Genomic DNA, 15737 nt, shown 5'->3' with positions numbered 1-15737 from the left:
CTGATGTGAAGGAAAAGTCAGCAGAGCACGTGCGCATTCCCGCCGCCGCCCGTGGAGAGGTGACGCCTCTTGTTCCCCGCCCTTCGAGCGCGGGGTCGTTGGATGGAGGAGCGGGAGACCTGGGACACCGCCTGGGGGGTGACCTGGGACTCGGTGGGGGCGATGGCGGGCCGGTCGAACTCTGGAACCGCAACTTCCGGCTCTTCTTCGTCGCCCGGACCATCGCGCTCTTCGGCGACGGCATGATTCCGGTGGCGCTCACCGCGGGCCTGCTGGGCGCCGGCCGGCCGCACTCCTCGGTGGGGTACGCACTGGCGGCCTGGATGGGGCCGCTGGCGCTCTTCGTACTCTTCGGCGGCGTACTGGCGGATCGTTTCACCCCGCGCCGGATGATGATCCTCGCGGATGCGTTGCGCCTGGTCGGGGCCTCGGTCCTGGCGGTCTCCTTCGCCACCGGCAACCCTCCGCTGTGGGCGGTGTACACGCTCAGCGCGGTGGCCGGCGTGGGGGCCGCGCTCTTCCAGCCGGGCGTCGCCTCCACCGTGCCGCGGGTGTCCTCGGACGTGCAGCGCGCCAATGCGGTGCTCCGGGTCTCCGAGGCGCTGATGACCATGGCCGGCCCGGCCTTCGCGGGCATGCTCGTCGGACTGACCGGTGCCGGGGCGGTGTACGTGGCGAACGCGTCGACGTTCCTGGTCTCCGGCCTCTGCCTCTTCCTGATGCGCCTCGCCCCGGCCCCGTCGGACGAGGCACAGCGAGGCACCTTCGTCGCCGAACTGGTCGACGGCTGGCGGGAGTTCCGGGCCCGCAGCTGGCTGTGGGGGGTGATCGCGATCTGGACGGTGTACGGCTTCGCGGTGGTCGGCCCGATGCTCCCGCTGACCGCCGTCCAGGTCACCGAGGCGCATGGCTCGGGGATGTACGGCGTGATGATGGCGGTGAACGGTGCGGGCAGCGTCCTCGGCGGGCTGGTCGCCCTGCGCCTGCGACCCCGCCGCCCGCTCGCGGCGGGAGCGATCGCACTGAGCGCGGTCTGCCTGAACCTGGTGGCGCTGGGCCTCGGGCTGCCGGTGGCGGCGCTCGGGGCGGGGCAGTTCGTGGCGGGTGCGGCGGCCGCGTTCTGGCTGGTGATGTGGTCGACCACGGTCCAGACCCATGTGCCGCCCCAGGCACTGAACCGTCTGCACGCGTACGACGTGGCGGGCTCCCTGCTCATGCTGGCAGCGGGGCGGGCCCTGGCGGGACCGGTGGCGGACCGGGTGGGCGCACCGGAAGTACTGCTGGCCGGAGCGGTGATCAACACGCTGGTGGTGGCGACACTGCTGGTCGCCCGGCCGATCCGGCGGCTGGAGCGGATCGGTTAGGGGTCCTCGTTCGGATCAGGCCGGATCAGGGAGCGTGCCCCAGTGCCGCACCTCGCCGCGTTGTCGGCGGTCGCCGACGGGCGGGGGCTCCGAAAACCCCTTCGCACCTGCTCACCCCGCCCGGTACGGTCCCGAGCGTGTTTCCACTGCGGGGGCCCAAGAGGTCCGCGCGCGACCGCCCCGGCAAGTTCCCACGCTGAAAGCAGGTTTCGTCCATGGCATGTCGTATCAGTGAGCTCGTGCTCGGTTGCCGCGACCCCGAGGTGCTGGCGCGGTTCTGGTGCGAGGTCCTGGACTTCGTGGTGCTCGATCGCGAAGAGGACGGCACGCTCGAGATCGGGCCGCGCGAAGGGTTCGGCGGCCCGCAGCCGACGATCATCCTCAGCCGCAGGGAAGAACCGGAGCAGGGGAAGCCGCGGCTGCACATCGACGTCAACGCCACCGACCGCGATCAGGACGCCGAGCTCGAACGCCTCCTGAGGCTCGGGGCGCGCCCGGCCGACATCGGCCAGACCGGCGAGGAGTCCTGGCACGTTCTCGCCGACCCCGAGGGCAATGAGTTCTGCCTGCTCAAGGCCCGCCTCAACCCGCTCTGACGGCTCCGCGCCCCTGGTGTGGGCCTTGTGCCTGAGGGGGCCGAGGAGGTGCGGCGGACAGCGCCGCACCTCGGACGGGCCGGGAGGCCGAGCTCCCCGCCCTCGGTCGTGGCCCGATTCCTGCGAAGCGCGTCCCTCCGGCCACTCGTGAGGACCTGTTCCCCGACCCGATGCTGAGTGACGTGACACAGACAACCGAAAGCGCCGCCGCCCGGGACGACGACCCCCGGGCGGCCCGCACTCCGACACCGCGGCCCTCCCGACGGCGCATCCACCGCGCCTGGATCGTCGCCGCCGTCACCTTTCTGACGATCATCGGCGGGGCCGCCTTCAACTCCCTGCCCGGTCTCCTCATCGACCCGCTCCACACGGAGTTCGGCTGGTCGCGCGGGGAGATCGGACTCGCCGTCTCCCTCGACATGGCGCTGTACGGGCTGACCGCACCGTTCGCCGCCGCCCTGATGGACCGCTTCGGTATCCGCCGGGTCGTCGTGGTGGCCCTGTCCGTGGTCGCGGCGGGGGCCCTGGCCAGTGTCTGGATGACGGCCGCCTGGCAGCTGATGCTCTACTGGGGCCTGCTGGTCGGCCTCGGAACCGGCTCGATGGCAACGGCCTTCTCCGCGACGGTCGTCAACCGCTGGTTCATCGCCCGGCGCGGCCTGGTGACCGGCATCCTCACCGCCGCGGGCGCCTCCGGCCAGCTGGTCTTCCTGCCGCTGTGCGCCTGGATCGTGGACGAGCACGGCTGGCGGCCCGCCTCGGTGACCGTCGCGCTCGCGGCCCTGGTGGTCGCCCCGTTCACCTGGCTCCTGCTGCACGACCACCCGGCCGATGTGGGCCTCGCCCCGTACGGCGGCACGTACGTCGAGAAGCCCGCGCCGGCGCGCGGGGCGGCGAGGCGCGCCGTGCGCGTCCTGTTCGACGCGGCGCGCACCGGACCGTTCTGGCTGCTGGCCGGTACGTTCGCGATCTGCGGGGCCTCGACCAACGGCCTGATCCGGACGCACTTCGTGCCGTCGGCCCACGACCACGGGATGCCCATCACGGCCGCGGCCTCGCTGCTCGCCGTCATCGGCGTCTTCGACATCATCGGCACCGTCTTCTCCGGCTGGCTCACCGACCGCTTCGACGCACGCCGTCTCCTCGCCTCCTACTACGCCCTGCGCGGTGTCTCGCTGCTGTTCCTGCCGATGCTGATGGCGCCTTCGGTGCATCCGCCGATGGTGTTCTTCATCGTCTTCTACGGACTGGACTGGGTCGCCACCGTCCCGCCGACGCTGGCCCTGTGCCGCGAGCAGTACGGCGAGGACAGCGCCATCGTCTTCGGCTGGGTCCTCGCCTCGCACCAGGTGGGAGCGGCAGCGGTGGCGTTCCTGGGCGGCGTGGCCCGCGATGTGTTCGGCTCGTACGACGTGGTCTGGTACGCGGCGGGGGCGCTGTGCGCGATGGCGGCGCTGATGGCGCTGGTGATCCGGCGCCGGCCCGAGGTGATGACGGACGGGGTTCCGCTCACGCGCTGAAGCGCCCGAACTTCCCCCGGTGGAACAGCAGTGGCTCGCCCTCGTCCGCAGCCCCCAGCGCCTCCACCCGGCCGACCACGATCAGATGGTCGCCCCCGGTGTGGACGGCCTGGATGCGGCAGTCGATCCAGGCCGGTACGGAGTCCAGCAGCGGCGACCCGGTCACGGGGGCCGCCTCGTACACCACCCCGGCGAACTTGTCGGCCCCGCTCACCGCGAAGCCCCGGCACAGCGCACCCTGGTCCGCCCCGAGGATGTTGACGCAGAAGGACCCGGCGCGGGCGATGCGCGGCCAGGTCGTCGACGTACGGGCGACCATGAACGCGACCAGCGGCGGGTCGAGCGAGAGCGAGGCGAACGACTGGCACGCGAAGCCCGCCGGTGCGCCCACGCCCTCCGGGTCGTGCGCGGTCACGATCGTGACCCCGCTCGCGAAGTGCCCCAGTACCCGGCGGAATTCGGCCGGGTCGACGGGCGCCCGCTCGCCGTCGGCGACGGCCCGCAGATCCGGGCGCGGCAGCGGTTCGACCGGCGCCGGCCCTGCGGAGGTGGCGGCGCCGACGGACCTGAGGTACCGGACGGCGGTGGCGGCCATGCCTGCGTGTCCCATCACGCTTCCCATTGAAACTGACGTTGCGTCAGATCGGAAGGCCGGGGAGGGGTCCAGTGCGGACCGGAGGCGTGGCGCCGCGTGGGGCGGTGCCTGCGGTGCCTGTGGTGTCTGCGGTGTCAGCTCCGGGCGGCGTACGCCACGAAGTCGGCCCAGGCCTCGGCGGTTACGGCGAACCGGGGGCCCGGCGCGTTCTTGGAGTCGCGGACGTGGACCGAGCCGGGGGTGGCGGCGACCTCGACGCAGTCGTTGGGGTTGCTGCTGTCGCTGTAGCTGCTCTTGAACCACGCCAGCTCGGAGTCGTCCTCGGCAGAGGGCTTGCGAATCATGTTTCTCCCAGCGCTCGCTCGATGAAGGTCAGCGACTCCCGTGCGCTCAGAGCCTCCGCCCGGATGATGCCATAGCGGAGTTCAAGGATCCTCAGCTGTCGCGGGCTGGAGACGGGACGGCCGCCGAATTCGTCATCGGAGCGCCCCACTGCCGTGCCGTCTTCGAACTTCAGCATCTGGATCCGGCCGCCTGTCCCAGGGTGGTCCCAATGGGCAGTCGGCATCACCTGAATTTCGACGTTGCGCAACTGCCCCACCTCCAGGAGGTGTTCCAACTGCCTTCGCAGGACCATCTTGCCTCCGATGGGACGGCTGAGCGTCGTCTCTTCCTGGACGAAGCTCAGTTCAGGTGCCGGTGAGCGGTCGAAGATGGAACGCCTGGCCATGCGGGCTGCCACGCCACGCTCCACTTCATCGTCCGACAGCGCAGGACGCCTCGTCCTCAGCAGGGCCCGGGCATGCTCTTCGGTCTGGAGCAGACCGTGGAGGTTGTGGCTCCCGTACGACAGCAACTCGACCGCCTTCGCCTCCATCCGCGCCAGATCCCGAATCTTCTTCGGGTACCGGACCTCTGCCACGTCCTTCTTCATCGCGGCGATCAGCCCGCCGGCTCCCAGCACCTTGTCCGCCCTGTCCAGGTACTCCGGGCGTGGAATCCGCTTGCCGGCCTCAACCTTGTAGACCTGGTCCTCCCCGTAGCCGATCGCCACCCCGAACTCGGCCGCCCGCATCCCGACGGTCTCCCGGCGCAGCCTCAACTGCCGCCCCACCGTGGCCACGACGGCCGCGCCCGACTCGTCGTCGGGGTCCAGGTCCCAACCGGGCTCGTCCTTCTCGCCGTCGGACCGTTCCGTACCGTCCGTATCCACCCGCATTCCCGCACCTCCCATGTGCCGTCACCCTCGCGGCACGCCTACCCGCGCGCCTCCCCCGGACAGCCCGGACAGCCCCGGACAAACGCCGGACAGTAACCGTACGTATCCGCGTGATCACTGGTCAGCGTAAGCGGGTGCGGCCACGCTGAGTGACGTGAACCAAGAAATTGCACCCCTTCAACTCCTCGCCCCCAGGCGCGCGTTCAGCGTGCTGCTCTCGCCCACCAGGCGAGGGGCCAGGCTGGCCCGACTGCTCGCCACCGCGCATCTGGGCGAGTGGGGGATTCCGTCGGAGTCGGCCGCGCAGATCGTTGCCGAACTGGCGGCCAATGCGATGGTCCACGGCTGTGTGCCGGGCAGGGACTTCCGGCTGGATCTCACGGTCTGTGAAGGGGGCGGTGTTCTGCGGATCGAGGTGAGTGACGCCCGAGGGGAGTGCCTTCCGCCCGGACCCGCCGATGTTGTGATTCCGCACGACGACAGCGAGTCCGGGCGCGGTCTTCTGATCGTCGAGGCGCTGGCCGATCGCTGGGGTGCAAGTGCCGGGCCGTTCCCCCGTAAAACCGTCTGGGCTGAACTCGACCTCGTGCCGTTGCATCAACAGGCTTGAGGAGCGTGCGTTATCACGCTCTCCGGGCCCCGTCGGCCTCTCTTCACTCGCACGGGTGAGGTTTGCCAACTTGGTTATCTTTCAAGCTGGTTGGTGGGCATATGCTCCCGGCAACAGGCGCCGCGATCGGGCCTTTCGTGCGGCAGGACCGGGTGAGCGCCCCGATGGTCCGACCTGCATCTCTCATCCGACTGTTCAAGAACTCTGAGGAACCACATGGTCAGCTCGTCCCACGAGGCGATGCACCGCATCTTCCAGGAGTATCCGGGACTCTTCTCCCGCGTCTCCGAGGTGCTGGGGGTGACGATCGGCCCACCTGCCTCGGCCACCGTCATGCCCACGGACCTCACCGAGAACCGGCCACTCGAACGCCGCGTCGACACCCTTCTGCGCATCGATATGGAGGACGGCCAGTCCTACCTCCTGGCGATCGAGGCCCAGGGCAAGAAGGATCCGGACAAGCCGGTGAGCTGGATGTACTACTTGTCGTACCTTCAGGCGAAGTACAAACTGCCGCCCATGCTGCTGGTGGTCTGCCAGGACCGGGCCACCGCCGAATGGGCCGCGCGTCCCTTCACCGCCGGACACCCGCAGTCACCCGTGCTGACCCTGCACCCTCTCGTCGCGGGCCCGCACAACATGCCGGTGATCAAGGATGTGGCCGAGGCCCGCAAGGACCTGGCACTGGCCACGCTGGCGACGATCACACACGCCGACAATCCGGACGTCGATGCCATACTGAAAACCCTGTCCGCCGCACTGCGGGACGTACCGGAAACCATTGCCAACCCCATCGTCGAACTCACCGCACAGGGCCTGGGCAACCGCCCGGCCGCACAACAGTGGAGGAATCTGGTGGCCGTGGACCTTTCTTTCTACAAGTCGCCCCTGTCGGAGGAGATCCGAGACGAGGGTCGTGCGGAGGGTCGTGCGGAATCCCTTGCGTACGCCATTCTTGAGGTTTTCGAACGGCGCGGGATCGATATCCCCGACGAGGTCCGCGAGCGGATTATCCGCTGTGATGACCCTCAGCCCATGTACCCGTGGTTCAGTCGCGCCTTCACCGCCGTAGCTGCTGCAGACATCTTCACTGAGGGGTAACCCCGGCTTGTGCCGGGCCCTGCGGTCTGCTGCATGAACCAGTGGGGCCCGGCCGCACAACAGTGGAGGAATCTGGTGGGCAGGGAACTTTCTTTCTACAAGTCGCCCTTCTCGGAGAGGATCCGAGAAGAGGGCCGTGCGGAGGGCCGTGTGGACGGCTTCCTCTACGCCATCCTTGCGGCTTTCGAACTGCGCGGTATTGATGTCCCCGACGAGGTCCGTGAGCGGATTGCTCGCTGTGGCGACGCTCTGATCATGTACCTGTGGCTCAGCCGCGCACTCACCGCTGTAGCCGCTGCTGACATCTTCGTCGAGGAGTAGCCCCGGCCCCGCCGGGCCCTGCGGTCTCTCGCGCGACCCGGCGGGGCCCGGCCGCGCCACAGCAGAGGAACACCCCGTGACGCCGCTGCCGCCGGTCACAGACCCCGGTACTTCGGGGTGCGCCGCTCCACGAAGCTCGCCACTCCCTCGCCGGCGTCCTGTGTCGTCATGTTGATCTCCTGGGCCATGGCCTCGGCCGCGAAGGCCGTCGCCCGGTCGGAGTCCAGGGAGGCGTTCACCAGCTGCTTGGTGAGGGCGATCGCCCGCGTGGGCCCGTCGGCCAGCCGCTGGGCCCACGCGCGGGCCGTGGCCGTCAAGTCCGGGTCCGGGACCACCCGGTTGACCAGCCCCAGACGTTCCGCCTCGGTCGCCGGGAGCGAGTCGCCGAAGAACATCAGCTCCTTGGTGCGCTGCGGACCGATCAGGCGCGGCAGCAGATAAGCGCCGCCGCCGTCCGGTACGAGGCCACGGCGTACGAACACCTCGATGAACTTCGCCGACTCCGAGGCCAGCACCAGATCGCAGGCGAGCGCCAGATGGGCGCCCAGGCCGGCCGCCGTGCCGTTGACGGCCGCGATCACCGGCTTCTCGCAGTCCAGGACCGCGGAGATCAGACGCTGAGCGCCGAGCCGGATGGTGCGGGCGACATCCCCGGGCACCCGGTCGCCCGTCGCCGGGGCGCCGCGCAGGTCGGCGCCCGCGCAGAAGCCGCGGCCGGTGGCGGTGAGGACGACGGCCCGGACCGCGGGGTCGGCGGAGGCGTCGGCGAGGAGCGCGATGACGCGTTCCCGCTGGTCCCAGGTGACGGCGTTCATCGCCTCGGGGCGGTTCAGGGTGATCCAGGAGACGCCGTTGTCAGTGGCGTGGAGTACCCATGAATGGAGCGGGTCGGCCGACACGGCGGATCCGGTGTGTTCGGTGTGTTCAGTGTGTTCGGTGTGCTCGGCGGTGTCTTCGGGGGAGGACGGCATGAGGCAGCTCCTTGGCAGGTGGTGGCGGGACGTCCGGCAGGCCTGGTGGCGTGCCGGCCGGTGCGGTCGGCGCTCTGGCCGGTCAGCGGCAGACGGCCAGCGCGTCCAGGGCCACCGCGCCCTGCCCCCGCCCGAGCACCATCAACGGGTTGATGTCCAGTTCGGCGAGGTCGTCGCCCAGTTCCAGCGCCATCCGCTGGACGCGCAGCACGACCTCGACGAGCGCGTCGACATCCACCGGCGATCCGCCGCGTACGCCCTCCAGGAGGGCCCGGCCGCGCAGTTCGGTCAGCATCGACCGGGCCTGGTCCTCACCGAACGGCGGCACGCGCACCGCCGCGTCGTGCAGCACCTCGACCAGTACGCCGCCGAGCCCGACCGTCACCGTCGGCCCGAACAGGGCGTCCTGGGTGACACCGACCATCATCTCGACGCCGCGCTCGACCATCTGGCAGACCAGGATGCCGTCCAGCTCGACGCCCTCGTAGCGTGCGATGTCGGTCAGCTCGCGGTACGCGTCCCGCACCTGGCTGGCGGAGGTGAGCCCGACCTTGACCAGGCCCAGTTCGGTCTTGTGGGCGAGCCGGGCTCCCGATGCCTTCATGACGACGGGGTAGCCGACCAGCCCCGCGGCCCGGACGGCCGCCGCGGCGCTCGTCACCAACTGCTCGCGCGGGACACGGATGCCGTAGGCCCGCAGCAGTTGCTTCGCCGCGTGCTCGCTCAGCTGCTGACCCGGGCGCATCAGTGCCTGCGCCTTGCGGAACGAGGGCGACGGTGTGCGCGGCGCCTCGTCGAAGGGAGAGCGGTAGGAAGCGGCGAACCGGTGGTGGTCCAGATAGGCCTTCACGGCGGTGATGCAGTTGCCGAAGGTCCGGAACGTGGCCACCCGGGACGAGCCGAGCAGCGTCGTACGGTACGCCTCCTCCGTCCCTACGGGAGAGCCCCACACCACGCAGACCAGCTTGTCCGTGGTCTCGGCCGCGTCCACCAGGTCCTGCGCCAGTCGGTCGCTCATCGGGGGGAAGGGCCCGGTGATCGGGCAGATCAGCACGCCGACCTCGGGGTCGGCGAGGATCGCGTCGATGATCTTCCGGCCGCGCCAGTCGCCGACGGGGTGGCCGCCGTTGTCGACCGGGTTCGCCACGTTGAGGTAGTCGGGGATCCACTGGTGCAGTTCACGCTGCTTCTCCTCGGACAGGGTGGGCAGCGTCAGCCCGGCTCCGGTGGCCAGGTCCGAGAAGTGCGCGCCCGTGCCGCCCGAGATCGAATACACCACGACCCCGTCCGCCTGCGGCTTCCGTGCCCGGGCCAGCAGGGCCGCGGTGTCCTGGAGTTCGTCGAGCCCGTCCACCCGGATCACGCCGAACTGCCGCATCGCCGCGTCCACCACCTGGTCGGCGCCGGTCAGCTTGCCGGTGTGGGAGGCCGCCATCCTGGCCCCCGTCTCGGTACGCCCGACCTTGACCGCCACGACCGGTACCCCGGCCCGCGCCGCCCGGTCGGCGGCGAGGAGAAAGGAGCGCCCGTTCTTGAGCCCCTCCACGTAACAGGCGATGGCCCCGACCTCCGGGCACTGTGAGAAGTACGAGATGAAGTCGGCGGTCTCCAGATCGGCCTCGTTGCCCGTGGGGGCCCAGTGCGAGAGCCGTATGCCCAGCTCCTGAAGGGTGTAGACGGGGCGTCCCTGGTGACCCGACTGGGTGATGAGGGCGATGGCCGGCCCGTCCAGGTCGTCCCGGAACTTCTCGAAGGCGTTGAGGTTGGTGTTCGGTCCGAGCAGCCGCAGCCCGGACCGCTCCACTGCCGCGGCCAGCCGGGCCTGGGCGGCGGCGCCCTCCTCGCCGGTCTCGGCGAAACCGGAGGCGAAGGCGACGGCGAACCTCACCTTGGCCTGCGCGAGTTCCTCGATCACCGGGAGCGGGTCGCCGACCAGTAACACGGCCAGATCGACCTGTTCCGGCAGGTCCGCGACGGAAGGAGCACAGGGCAGCCCGAAGACGGACTTCCTGGTGGGGTGCACGGGATGCAGCCGGGCCCCGACCCGTTCGGCCCAGGCGATCAGCTGCCGGGTGATCCCGGTGTTGGGCCGCCCCTCGCTGTCGGACGCGCCGATGACGGCCACGGACTGCGGCCGGAAGAACCGGTCCAGATCCGGTACGGGCGCGTGCAGCGGGCGTCCGCTGACATCGAGGTCGCCCTCCGTGGCGGCGGCTGCCATGCTGCGGACGATGGCGTGCGGCTCTTCGCCGCAGGCCACCACCCTGGCGCGGAAGTCGGTGGTGAGAGTGCCGTGAGTCGATCCAAGCATCGTTCCGCCCACTCCTGCTCGAAGTCCGTCGGGTGTCCGTACCCGGCCAGCTGGAAGCTGACGCACTGTCAGGTTACTGAACTGACGGCCCGTCAGGAATGGGTGTGCAGGCAAAGGCTGAGCGGACGGATGTCCGGTCCGGGTCCTGCGCGTGTGGGGCCGCGCGGGCCGCAGCGCCCCACGTGTGCGGGGCCGGATGTGCGGCGGTTCCCCACGTGCCCGGGGTTGGGTGTGCGGCGGTGCGCCATACGCCCGGGGCGGAAGTGCGGCGGTTCCCCGTGCGTGCGGGGCCGGGCGGCTCAGCCGGTGCGTGACAGTCGCTTGGCGATCTTCTGTGCGTCCAGGGCCATTTCGCGGAGCATCCCGCTGATCGGGTTGGTGAACCCGGTGAAGTACAGGCCGGGCGCCTGCGCGGGCGTGCGGCCCCCGTGCGCCGTCGGCCGGCCCCGCGCGTCCAGGACGCCGAGGTGGCCGACCAGCCCCTCCAGGGCCCGTCGGTAGCCGGTCGCCACGATCACCGCGTCCGGGGTGATCCGGTCCCCGTCGGCCAGCACCACCGCGTTTTCGTCGAACGACTCGACGGCGGCCACCGGCACCACCCGGCCGCTCCTCACCGCGTCGATCAGCCCCACGTCCTGCACCGGAATGGCACCGTCCTTCACTCGCGAGTACAGCCCGGTGTCCGGACGCGGAAGCCCCTGGGCGGCCAGGTCGGGCACGGCCGCCCGGGCCATCAGGCGCCCGGCGCGGTCGACGAGCCGGACCGGCAGCCTGCGCACCAGGATGCCGGTCGCCTGGGCGGGCCAGCCCGCCGTCGAGCGGCGCACGATGTGCGGCACGGTGCGCACGGCGATCCGCACCCGGGACGCCCCGCCCTCCACCAGGTCGGCGGCGATCTCCGCACCCGTGTTGCCGATGCCGACGACGAGGACGTCCCTGCCTGTGTACGGGGCCGGGTTGCGGTACTCGGAGGCGTGCACCAGCTCCCCGGTGAAGGTGTCGCGGCCGGGCCAGTCGGGGACGTGCGGGGTGTGATTGAAGCCGGTGGCGACGACGACGGCGCGGCCGGTCAGCACCCGGCCGCCGGTCGCGGTCAGCTGCCAGCCGGTGCCGTCGGCGGTCCGGTCGATCCGGGACACCTCGACACCCGTCACCACTTCCAGTTCGTGATGCTCGGCGTACCGCTCCAGGTAGCGGACCACGTCGTCCCGGGCCACCCAGCGTCCGAACCGGCGCGGCATCGCCAGTCCCGGCAGTGCGGACCAGCGCCGGGTGGTGTGGAGGTGGAGCCGGTCGTAGTGGCGCCGCCAGGAGGCCCCCACCTGCCCGGACTTCTCCAGGATCACCGCCCGCACCCCCTGCTCGCGCAGGGCCGCCGCGGCGGCGAGACCACCCGGTCCGCCGCCGATGACGTATACGGGCCGGTCCTCGGTGAGGTCGATGCGGGCCGGGCCGGTACTGCCGGCGGCAAGAGGGCTGTCGGACATGGTTCGGAGCGTAATCGCCCCCCTGGTTGATGGGTCTCGGTCAAGGCCGGAATCGGTTGCGAATTGATCACGGGGTGCGACGCCCCGAGGTTTCCCGGGCGCTTCTCGCGCACCTCTTGCGCATGTCGCCGCCATCAGGTCAACTGACGTACCGTCAGATCCATTGAGCAGGAGGGCCCATGCAGACGATCTGGCTCGGTGGCGCCGAGTGGCTCGCCGTCCTCCGGATAGGCCTCGGCCTGTGGTGGCTGGAGAGCTGGCGGCACAAGGACAAGAAGGGCTGGTTCGAACGCGGCACGGGTATCGCCTGGGCTGCGGATGTGGCGGAAAAACACCGGTGGCCGGCCGTGGGCGCCGGATTCCGGCGGATCGTCGCCCCGCATCCGATCCTGATGGCCCACGTCGTCGTGTATGCCGAACTCGCCCTGGGCCTCGGGCTGATCGCCGGTTTCCTCACCCCCGTCGCGCTCGTCGCCGGGCTTCTCCTCAACCTCCTCTACCTGGTGCTGATGATCCACGACTGGGCCGAGCAGGGGCAGAACGCGATGATGGCGCTCATCTCGCTCGTGGCGCTGTTCGCGATGTCCTGGCAGACCTGGTCCCTCGACGACGCGATCGGACTCTTCCTGTGACCTCGTCCGCCGTACGCTTCGACCGCCCCGAGCCCGATGCCTTCACCCGTCCCTACTGGGACGCCGCCGCCCGGGGGCAGCTGCTGCTGCGTCGCTGCCGCGCCTGCGGACGCGCCCACCACTACCCCCGCGAGTTCTGCCCGCACTGCTGGAGCGAGGACGTCGTCTGGGAACGGGCGGGCGGAGACGCCACGCTCTACACCTGGTCGGTCGTCCACCGCAACGACCTGCCCCCGTTCGGCGCCCGCGTCCCGTACACCGCGGCCGTCGTCGACCTCGCCGAAGGGCCGCGGATGATGACGCAGATCGTGGACTGCGCGGAGGCGGACCTGAGGATCGGCATGCCCCTGCGGGCCGCCTTCCGGCAGGAGGAGGGCGAGGAGGCGGTGGTGGTCTTCCGGCCCCGGTAGTGCCGTGGCCCAGGTAGTGCCGTGACAGGCAACGGCCGAGTCAGGCCCGGCCATGGCCGCGGAACATCGCCGGCGGTCGGCGCGGTCACAGCCCCGGCGCTCCCCATACCGGGAACCACCGGGACAGGTCCTTCTCCATCCTGAGGTCGTCCTCCAGCGCCGCCCGGACCTGCAGTTCCAGCGGGTTGTCGCGCCTCTCCTCGCCGCCCGGAACCGGTGCGAAGGGATAGAACGTGCCGCGCTTGTAGAGATAGACCAGGGCCAGCGGACGGTCCCGTGCGTCCCGGAACCCGATCAGGGAGCACAGCAGCTGCGGCCCGAAGCCGCCTTCCTGGAGCAGGGTGTTGACCGCGTGCAGGTCGTTGACCAGGGACGCCACGTCGTCGGGGGACTGGCGGGCGAGCAGCCAGGTGTAGCCGTAGGGGTCCTGGCTGAACTCCACCGGGATGCCGCCCCGGTCGGTGTCGGCGTCGAGCAGGTCGCGTACGTCCTGCTGGATCCGGGCGAAGGTGCCGCCCTCGACCCCCGCGAAGCAGACCGAGCCGAGCCCGGTGGGGGTGAATCCGACGCCGGCCTGGAGGGTGAGGGCCGCGGAGGGCACGCCGAAGAGCTGGTCGAGGTCGGGGCGGACCGGTTTGCTGCGTCCCAGGATGGCGTCGAGAAGACCCATGAAAGCGTCCTTACGGGCGGGCGAGGTCGGCGGAGATACGGGCCAGTTGCTCCAGCCGCTGTTCGAGGGTCGGGTGGGAGGAGAGCAGCCGGCTCAGGCTCTCCCTGGAGGAGAACGCGGGAACGAAGTAGAAGGCGTTGTACGGCTCCGCCTTCCGCAGGTCCTCGGTCGGGATGCGTGCCATCTGGCCGCTCACCTTCGTGAGGGCGGAGGCGAGGGCCGAGGGGCGGCCGGTGAGCAGGGCGGCGGCGCGGTCGGCGGAGAGCTCGCGGTAGCGCGACAGCAGCCGGGTGAGCAGGAAGCTCAGCACGTAGACGACGGCGCTGACGAGCGGGATCAGCATGATGATGAGGCCGCTGGGGTCGTTGCTCCGGCTGCCGCGGGCCAGGCCGCCCCAGAGGGCCATGCGGGTCATGATGCCGGCGAGCACCCCGAGGAACGAGGCGATCGTCATGACGGCGACGTCGCGGTGCGCGACGTGCGACATCTCGTGGGCGAGTACGCCCTCCAGCTCTTCCGGTTCCAGTCTGCGGAGGAGTCCGGTGGTGGCGCAGACCAGGGCGGTCTTCTCGTTACGGCCGGTGGCGAAGGCGTTCGGTACGTCGCTCTGGGCGATCGCCACCCGGGGTTTGGGCATATTGGCCAGGGCGCAGATCCGGTCGACGGTGCCGTGCAGTTCCGGCGCCTGTTGCGGGGTGACCTCCCGGGCGCCCATCCCGAAGGCGGCGATGCGGTCGCTGAACCAGAACTGGGCGATGAAGAGGACCCCGGTGAAGATCAGGATGATCGGCCAGGCGCCGCGTAGGACCGCGAGCAGCACACCGACCAGCACCACGTACAGCAGGCCGATCAGGAACATGGTGGTCAGCATGCGGGTGGTCAGACCGCGGTCGGGCGCGTAACGGGAACGGGTTCGGCTCATCGGTGCCTCCACTCCTCATCTCTCCCATAGTGCCCCTTCGTGGTCGATTCCGAATAAATCTGTACAAGGGCCGTGGCCGGTGGGCGCCGGCCACGGACGGGGTGGGGTGCCGGGCGCCGTGGGCCCGGCCCGATCCGGACGAAAGGCCCTACGGCCAGAGGAGTTCCCGCGTCCAGCCCGCACCGTCCCGGCGGTAGCGCAGCCGTACGTGCCGGCGCTTCGCGTCGCCCTGGAAGAACTCCACCTCCCGCGGTTCGGCCACGTACCGTGTCCAGCTCGCCACGTCCGCGTCCGGTTCCGCCTGGGCGCGTTCCCAGGCCGCGTCCGAGGCACGGTTCAGCTCCTGGGGGGTGTCGAGCACCTCGCTCTGCCGCCCGACCAGCGCCGATGCCAGCGCCCCGGTCGAGCGGGCGTGCAGATCGGCCCGGCTCTCGGCGGGGGTGCAGGCGGTGACCGGGCCCCGTACCCGTACCTGCCGTCCTTGGACCGGCCAGTAGAAACCGAGCGCGGCGTACGGGCGGGCGGCGAGCTGGCGGCCTTTGGCGCTGGTGCGGTGCGTGGCGAAGTGCCAGCCGCGCTCGTCCGCGTCGTGCAGCATCAGCGTCCGCAGGTCGGGGTGGCCCTCGGCGTCGACCGTGGCCAGCGTCATGGTGTGGGGTTCGGTCTGTCCGGCGGCGACGGCCTGGGCGAACCAGGCGTGGAAGAGGGGGAGTGGAGCGGAGGGTGCGGTGGCCGGGTCGAAGGCGGGAAGGTCCACGTCCCAGACGCGTTGGGTGTGGAGGAGTTCCCGGAAGGCCTGCTGGGCGGAGTGCGGATCGGACGCCATGTCGGTCATGCGGCCCCATCATGCCCGCAGGCCGCACACCCGCCGGGCGCGGCCGTACGACGGAACGCCGACAGGGCGCCGGCCGGCAGTGTCCTGCCGGGCGACGCCCTGTGCGGTGTGCGCCCAGAGCGGTGAGCGCACGGTCATGTGGTCGTGGACGTGCATGCGGTCGACGGTGGACC

The 15737-nt window shown here is 70.7% G+C and carries 18 protein-coding genes; 8 read left to right on the top strand and 10 right to left on the bottom strand.

Annotated elements, in window-relative coordinates; genetic code table 11:
• Positions 1-119: 119 nt before the first annotated feature.
• The 3 genes from AB0L71_RS04765 to AB0L71_RS04755 all read left to right on the top strand — a co-directional run bounded on the left by AB0L71_RS04765 (position 120) and on the right by AB0L71_RS04755 (position 3480).
• Positions 120-1364 (top strand): MFS transporter, encoded by a 1245-nt coding sequence (locus tag AB0L71_RS04765; protein WP_365238358.1) that lies wholly within the window; start codon positions 120-122, stop codon positions 1362-1364.
• A gap of 215 nt (positions 1365-1579) precedes the next feature.
• Entirely contained in the window at positions 1580-1960 is a 381-nt protein-coding gene (locus tag AB0L71_RS04760; RefSeq protein ID WP_365237823.1) for a VOC family protein, read from the top strand.
• Positions 1961-2142: 182 nt separating this feature from the next.
• Positions 2143-3480: an MFS transporter gene (locus AB0L71_RS04755; RefSeq protein ID WP_365237821.1), complete on the top strand. Its 1338-nt coding sequence runs from the start codon at positions 2143-2145 to the stop codon at positions 3478-3480.
• Here the strand turns inward: AB0L71_RS04755 and AB0L71_RS04750 are convergent.
• From AB0L71_RS04750 to AB0L71_RS04740, 3 genes are all read right to left on the bottom strand, one after another.
• Entirely contained in the window at positions 3470-4075 is a 606-nt protein-coding gene (locus tag AB0L71_RS04750) for a flavin reductase family protein (RefSeq protein ID WP_365238355.1), read from the bottom strand. The two genes, AB0L71_RS04755 and AB0L71_RS04750, sit on opposite strands and share 11 nt — an antisense overlap.
• A 134-nt stretch (positions 4076-4209) precedes the next feature.
• Positions 4210-4419 carry a DUF397 domain-containing protein gene (locus tag AB0L71_RS04745; protein WP_365237818.1) on the bottom strand — a complete coding sequence of 70 codons (210 nt, stop codon included), beginning with the start codon at positions 4417-4419 and terminating at the stop codon, positions 4210-4212.
• Positions 4416-5294, bottom strand: a complete 879-nt coding sequence (locus tag AB0L71_RS04740) for a helix-turn-helix transcriptional regulator (RefSeq protein WP_365237815.1) — start codon at positions 5292-5294, stop codon at positions 4416-4418. Before AB0L71_RS04740 ends, AB0L71_RS04745 begins: the two co-directional genes overlap by 4 nt.
• Before the next feature lie 154 nt (positions 5295-5448).
• Between AB0L71_RS04740 and AB0L71_RS04735 the strand changes: the two genes are divergently transcribed.
• From AB0L71_RS04735 to AB0L71_RS04725, 3 genes are all read left to right on the top strand, one after another.
• Positions 5449-5904, top strand: coding sequence for an ATP-binding protein (locus AB0L71_RS04735; protein WP_365237812.1), 456 nt, complete (start codon positions 5449-5451; stop codon positions 5902-5904).
• Positions 5905-6120: 216 nt separating this feature from the next.
• The gene (locus AB0L71_RS04730) at positions 6121-7005 is read left to right on the top strand and encodes a hypothetical protein (protein ID WP_365237809.1); all 885 of its coding nucleotides are present in this window, start codon (positions 6121-6123) and stop codon (positions 7003-7005) included.
• A 33-nt stretch (positions 7006-7038) separates the two neighbouring features.
• A complete protein-coding gene (locus tag AB0L71_RS04725; protein WP_365237807.1) occupies positions 7039-7326 on the top strand; it encodes a hypothetical protein in 288 nt (95 codons plus the stop codon).
• 95 nt (positions 7327-7421) lie between these two features.
• Here AB0L71_RS04725 and AB0L71_RS04720 read toward each other — a convergent pair whose 3' ends face one another.
• The 3 genes from AB0L71_RS04720 to AB0L71_RS04710 form a co-directional block, all read right to left on the bottom strand.
• Positions 7422-8297, bottom strand: a complete 876-nt coding sequence (locus tag AB0L71_RS04720) for an enoyl-CoA hydratase-related protein (protein ID WP_365237804.1) — start codon at positions 8295-8297, stop codon at positions 7422-7424.
• A gap of 82 nt (positions 8298-8379) precedes the next feature.
• Positions 8380-10608 (bottom strand): acetate--CoA ligase family protein, encoded by a 2229-nt coding sequence (locus AB0L71_RS04715; protein ID WP_365237801.1) that lies wholly within the window; start codon positions 10606-10608, stop codon positions 8380-8382.
• A gap of 299 nt (positions 10609-10907) precedes the next feature.
• Entirely contained in the window at positions 10908-12095 is a 1188-nt protein-coding gene (locus tag AB0L71_RS04710) for an NAD(P)/FAD-dependent oxidoreductase (protein WP_365237800.1), read from the bottom strand.
• Between the two features lie 179 nt (positions 12096-12274).
• Here AB0L71_RS04710 and AB0L71_RS04705 point away from each other — a divergent pair, with 179 nt between their 5' ends.
• Together AB0L71_RS04705 and AB0L71_RS04700 are read left to right on the top strand one after the other, a co-directional pair.
• Positions 12275-12727 carry a DoxX family protein gene (locus AB0L71_RS04705; RefSeq protein ID WP_365237797.1) on the top strand — a complete coding sequence of 151 codons (453 nt, stop codon included), beginning with the start codon at positions 12275-12277 and terminating at the stop codon, positions 12725-12727.
• Positions 12724-13137, top strand: coding sequence for a Zn-ribbon domain-containing OB-fold protein (locus AB0L71_RS04700; protein WP_365237794.1), 414 nt, complete (start codon positions 12724-12726; stop codon positions 13135-13137). Before AB0L71_RS04705 ends, AB0L71_RS04700 begins: the two co-directional genes overlap by 4 nt.
• Positions 13138-13222: 85 nt before the next feature.
• On the opposite strand, the gene AB0L71_RS04695 is transcribed toward AB0L71_RS04700, so the two are convergent.
• The 4 genes from AB0L71_RS04695 to AB0L71_RS04680 form a co-directional block, all read right to left on the bottom strand.
• A complete protein-coding gene (locus AB0L71_RS04695; RefSeq protein WP_365237791.1) occupies positions 13223-13807 on the bottom strand; it encodes a hypothetical protein in 585 nt (194 codons plus the stop codon).
• 10 nt (positions 13808-13817) lie between these two features.
• Complete coding sequence (gene htpX / locus AB0L71_RS04690; RefSeq protein ID WP_365237788.1) at positions 13818-14729, bottom strand: zinc metalloprotease HtpX; 912 nt, start codon at positions 14727-14729, stop codon at positions 13818-13820.
• Between the two features lie 148 nt (positions 14730-14877).
• Positions 14878-15564 carry a pyridoxal 5'-phosphate synthase gene (locus tag AB0L71_RS04685; RefSeq protein WP_365237785.1) on the bottom strand — a complete coding sequence of 229 codons (687 nt, stop codon included), beginning with the start codon at positions 15562-15564 and terminating at the stop codon, positions 14878-14880.
• Positions 15565-15573: 9 nt separating this feature from the next.
• Positions 15574-15720, bottom strand: a complete 147-nt coding sequence (locus AB0L71_RS04680; protein WP_365237782.1) for a hypothetical protein — start codon at positions 15718-15720, stop codon at positions 15574-15576.
• Between the last annotated feature and the right edge of the window lie 17 nt (positions 15721-15737).

Source organism: Streptomyces sp. NPDC052052, from assembly GCF_040680455.1.
GTDB lineage: Bacteria > Actinomycetota > Actinomycetes > Streptomycetales > Streptomycetaceae > Streptomyces.
The sequence above is the reverse complement of the archived record's forward strand: the minus strand, read 5'-3'. Positions and strand labels throughout refer to the sequence as shown.

Excerpts from the sequence above, each read along its gene's own strand:
- AB0L71_RS04760 (WP_365237823.1), top strand. The coding sequence starts at position 1,580 with ATGGCATGTCGTATCAGTGAGCTCGTGCTCGGTTGCCGCGACCCCGAG.
- AB0L71_RS04750 (WP_365238355.1), bottom strand. The coding sequence starts at position 4,075 with ATGGCCGCCACCGCCGTCCGGTACCTCAGGTCCGTCGGCGCCGCCACC.
- AB0L71_RS04745 (WP_365237818.1), bottom strand. The coding sequence starts at position 4,419 with ATGATTCGCAAGCCCTCTGCCGAGGACGACTCCGAGCTGGCGTGGTTC.
- AB0L71_RS04740 (WP_365237815.1), bottom strand. The coding sequence starts at position 5,294 with ATGCGGGTGGATACGGACGGTACGGAACGGTCCGACGGCGAGAAGGAC.
- AB0L71_RS04730 (WP_365237809.1), top strand. The coding sequence starts at position 6,121 with ATGGTCAGCTCGTCCCACGAGGCGATGCACCGCATCTTCCAGGAGTAT.
- AB0L71_RS04725 (WP_365237807.1), top strand. The coding sequence starts at position 7,039 with ATGAACCAGTGGGGCCCGGCCGCACAACAGTGGAGGAATCTGGTGGGC.
- AB0L71_RS04720 (WP_365237804.1), bottom strand. The coding sequence starts at position 8,297 with ATGCCGTCCTCCCCCGAAGACACCGCCGAGCACACCGAACACACTGAA.
- AB0L71_RS04715 (WP_365237801.1), bottom strand. The coding sequence starts at position 10,608 with ATGCTTGGATCGACTCACGGCACTCTCACCACCGACTTCCGCGCCAGG.
- AB0L71_RS04710 (WP_365237800.1), bottom strand. The coding sequence starts at position 12,095 with ATGTCCGACAGCCCTCTTGCCGCCGGCAGTACCGGCCCGGCCCGCATC.
- AB0L71_RS04705 (WP_365237797.1), top strand. The coding sequence starts at position 12,275 with ATGCAGACGATCTGGCTCGGTGGCGCCGAGTGGCTCGCCGTCCTCCGG.
- AB0L71_RS04695 (WP_365237791.1), bottom strand. The coding sequence starts at position 13,807 with ATGGGTCTTCTCGACGCCATCCTGGGACGCAGCAAACCGGTCCGCCCC.
- htpX (WP_365237788.1), bottom strand. The coding sequence starts at position 14,729 with ATGAGCCGAACCCGTTCCCGTTACGCGCCCGACCGCGGTCTGACCACC.
- AB0L71_RS04685 (WP_365237785.1), bottom strand. The coding sequence starts at position 15,564 with ATGACCGACATGGCGTCCGATCCGCACTCCGCCCAGCAGGCCTTCCGG.
- AB0L71_RS04680 (WP_365237782.1), bottom strand. The coding sequence starts at position 15,720 with ATGCACGTCCACGACCACATGACCGTGCGCTCACCGCTCTGGGCGCAC.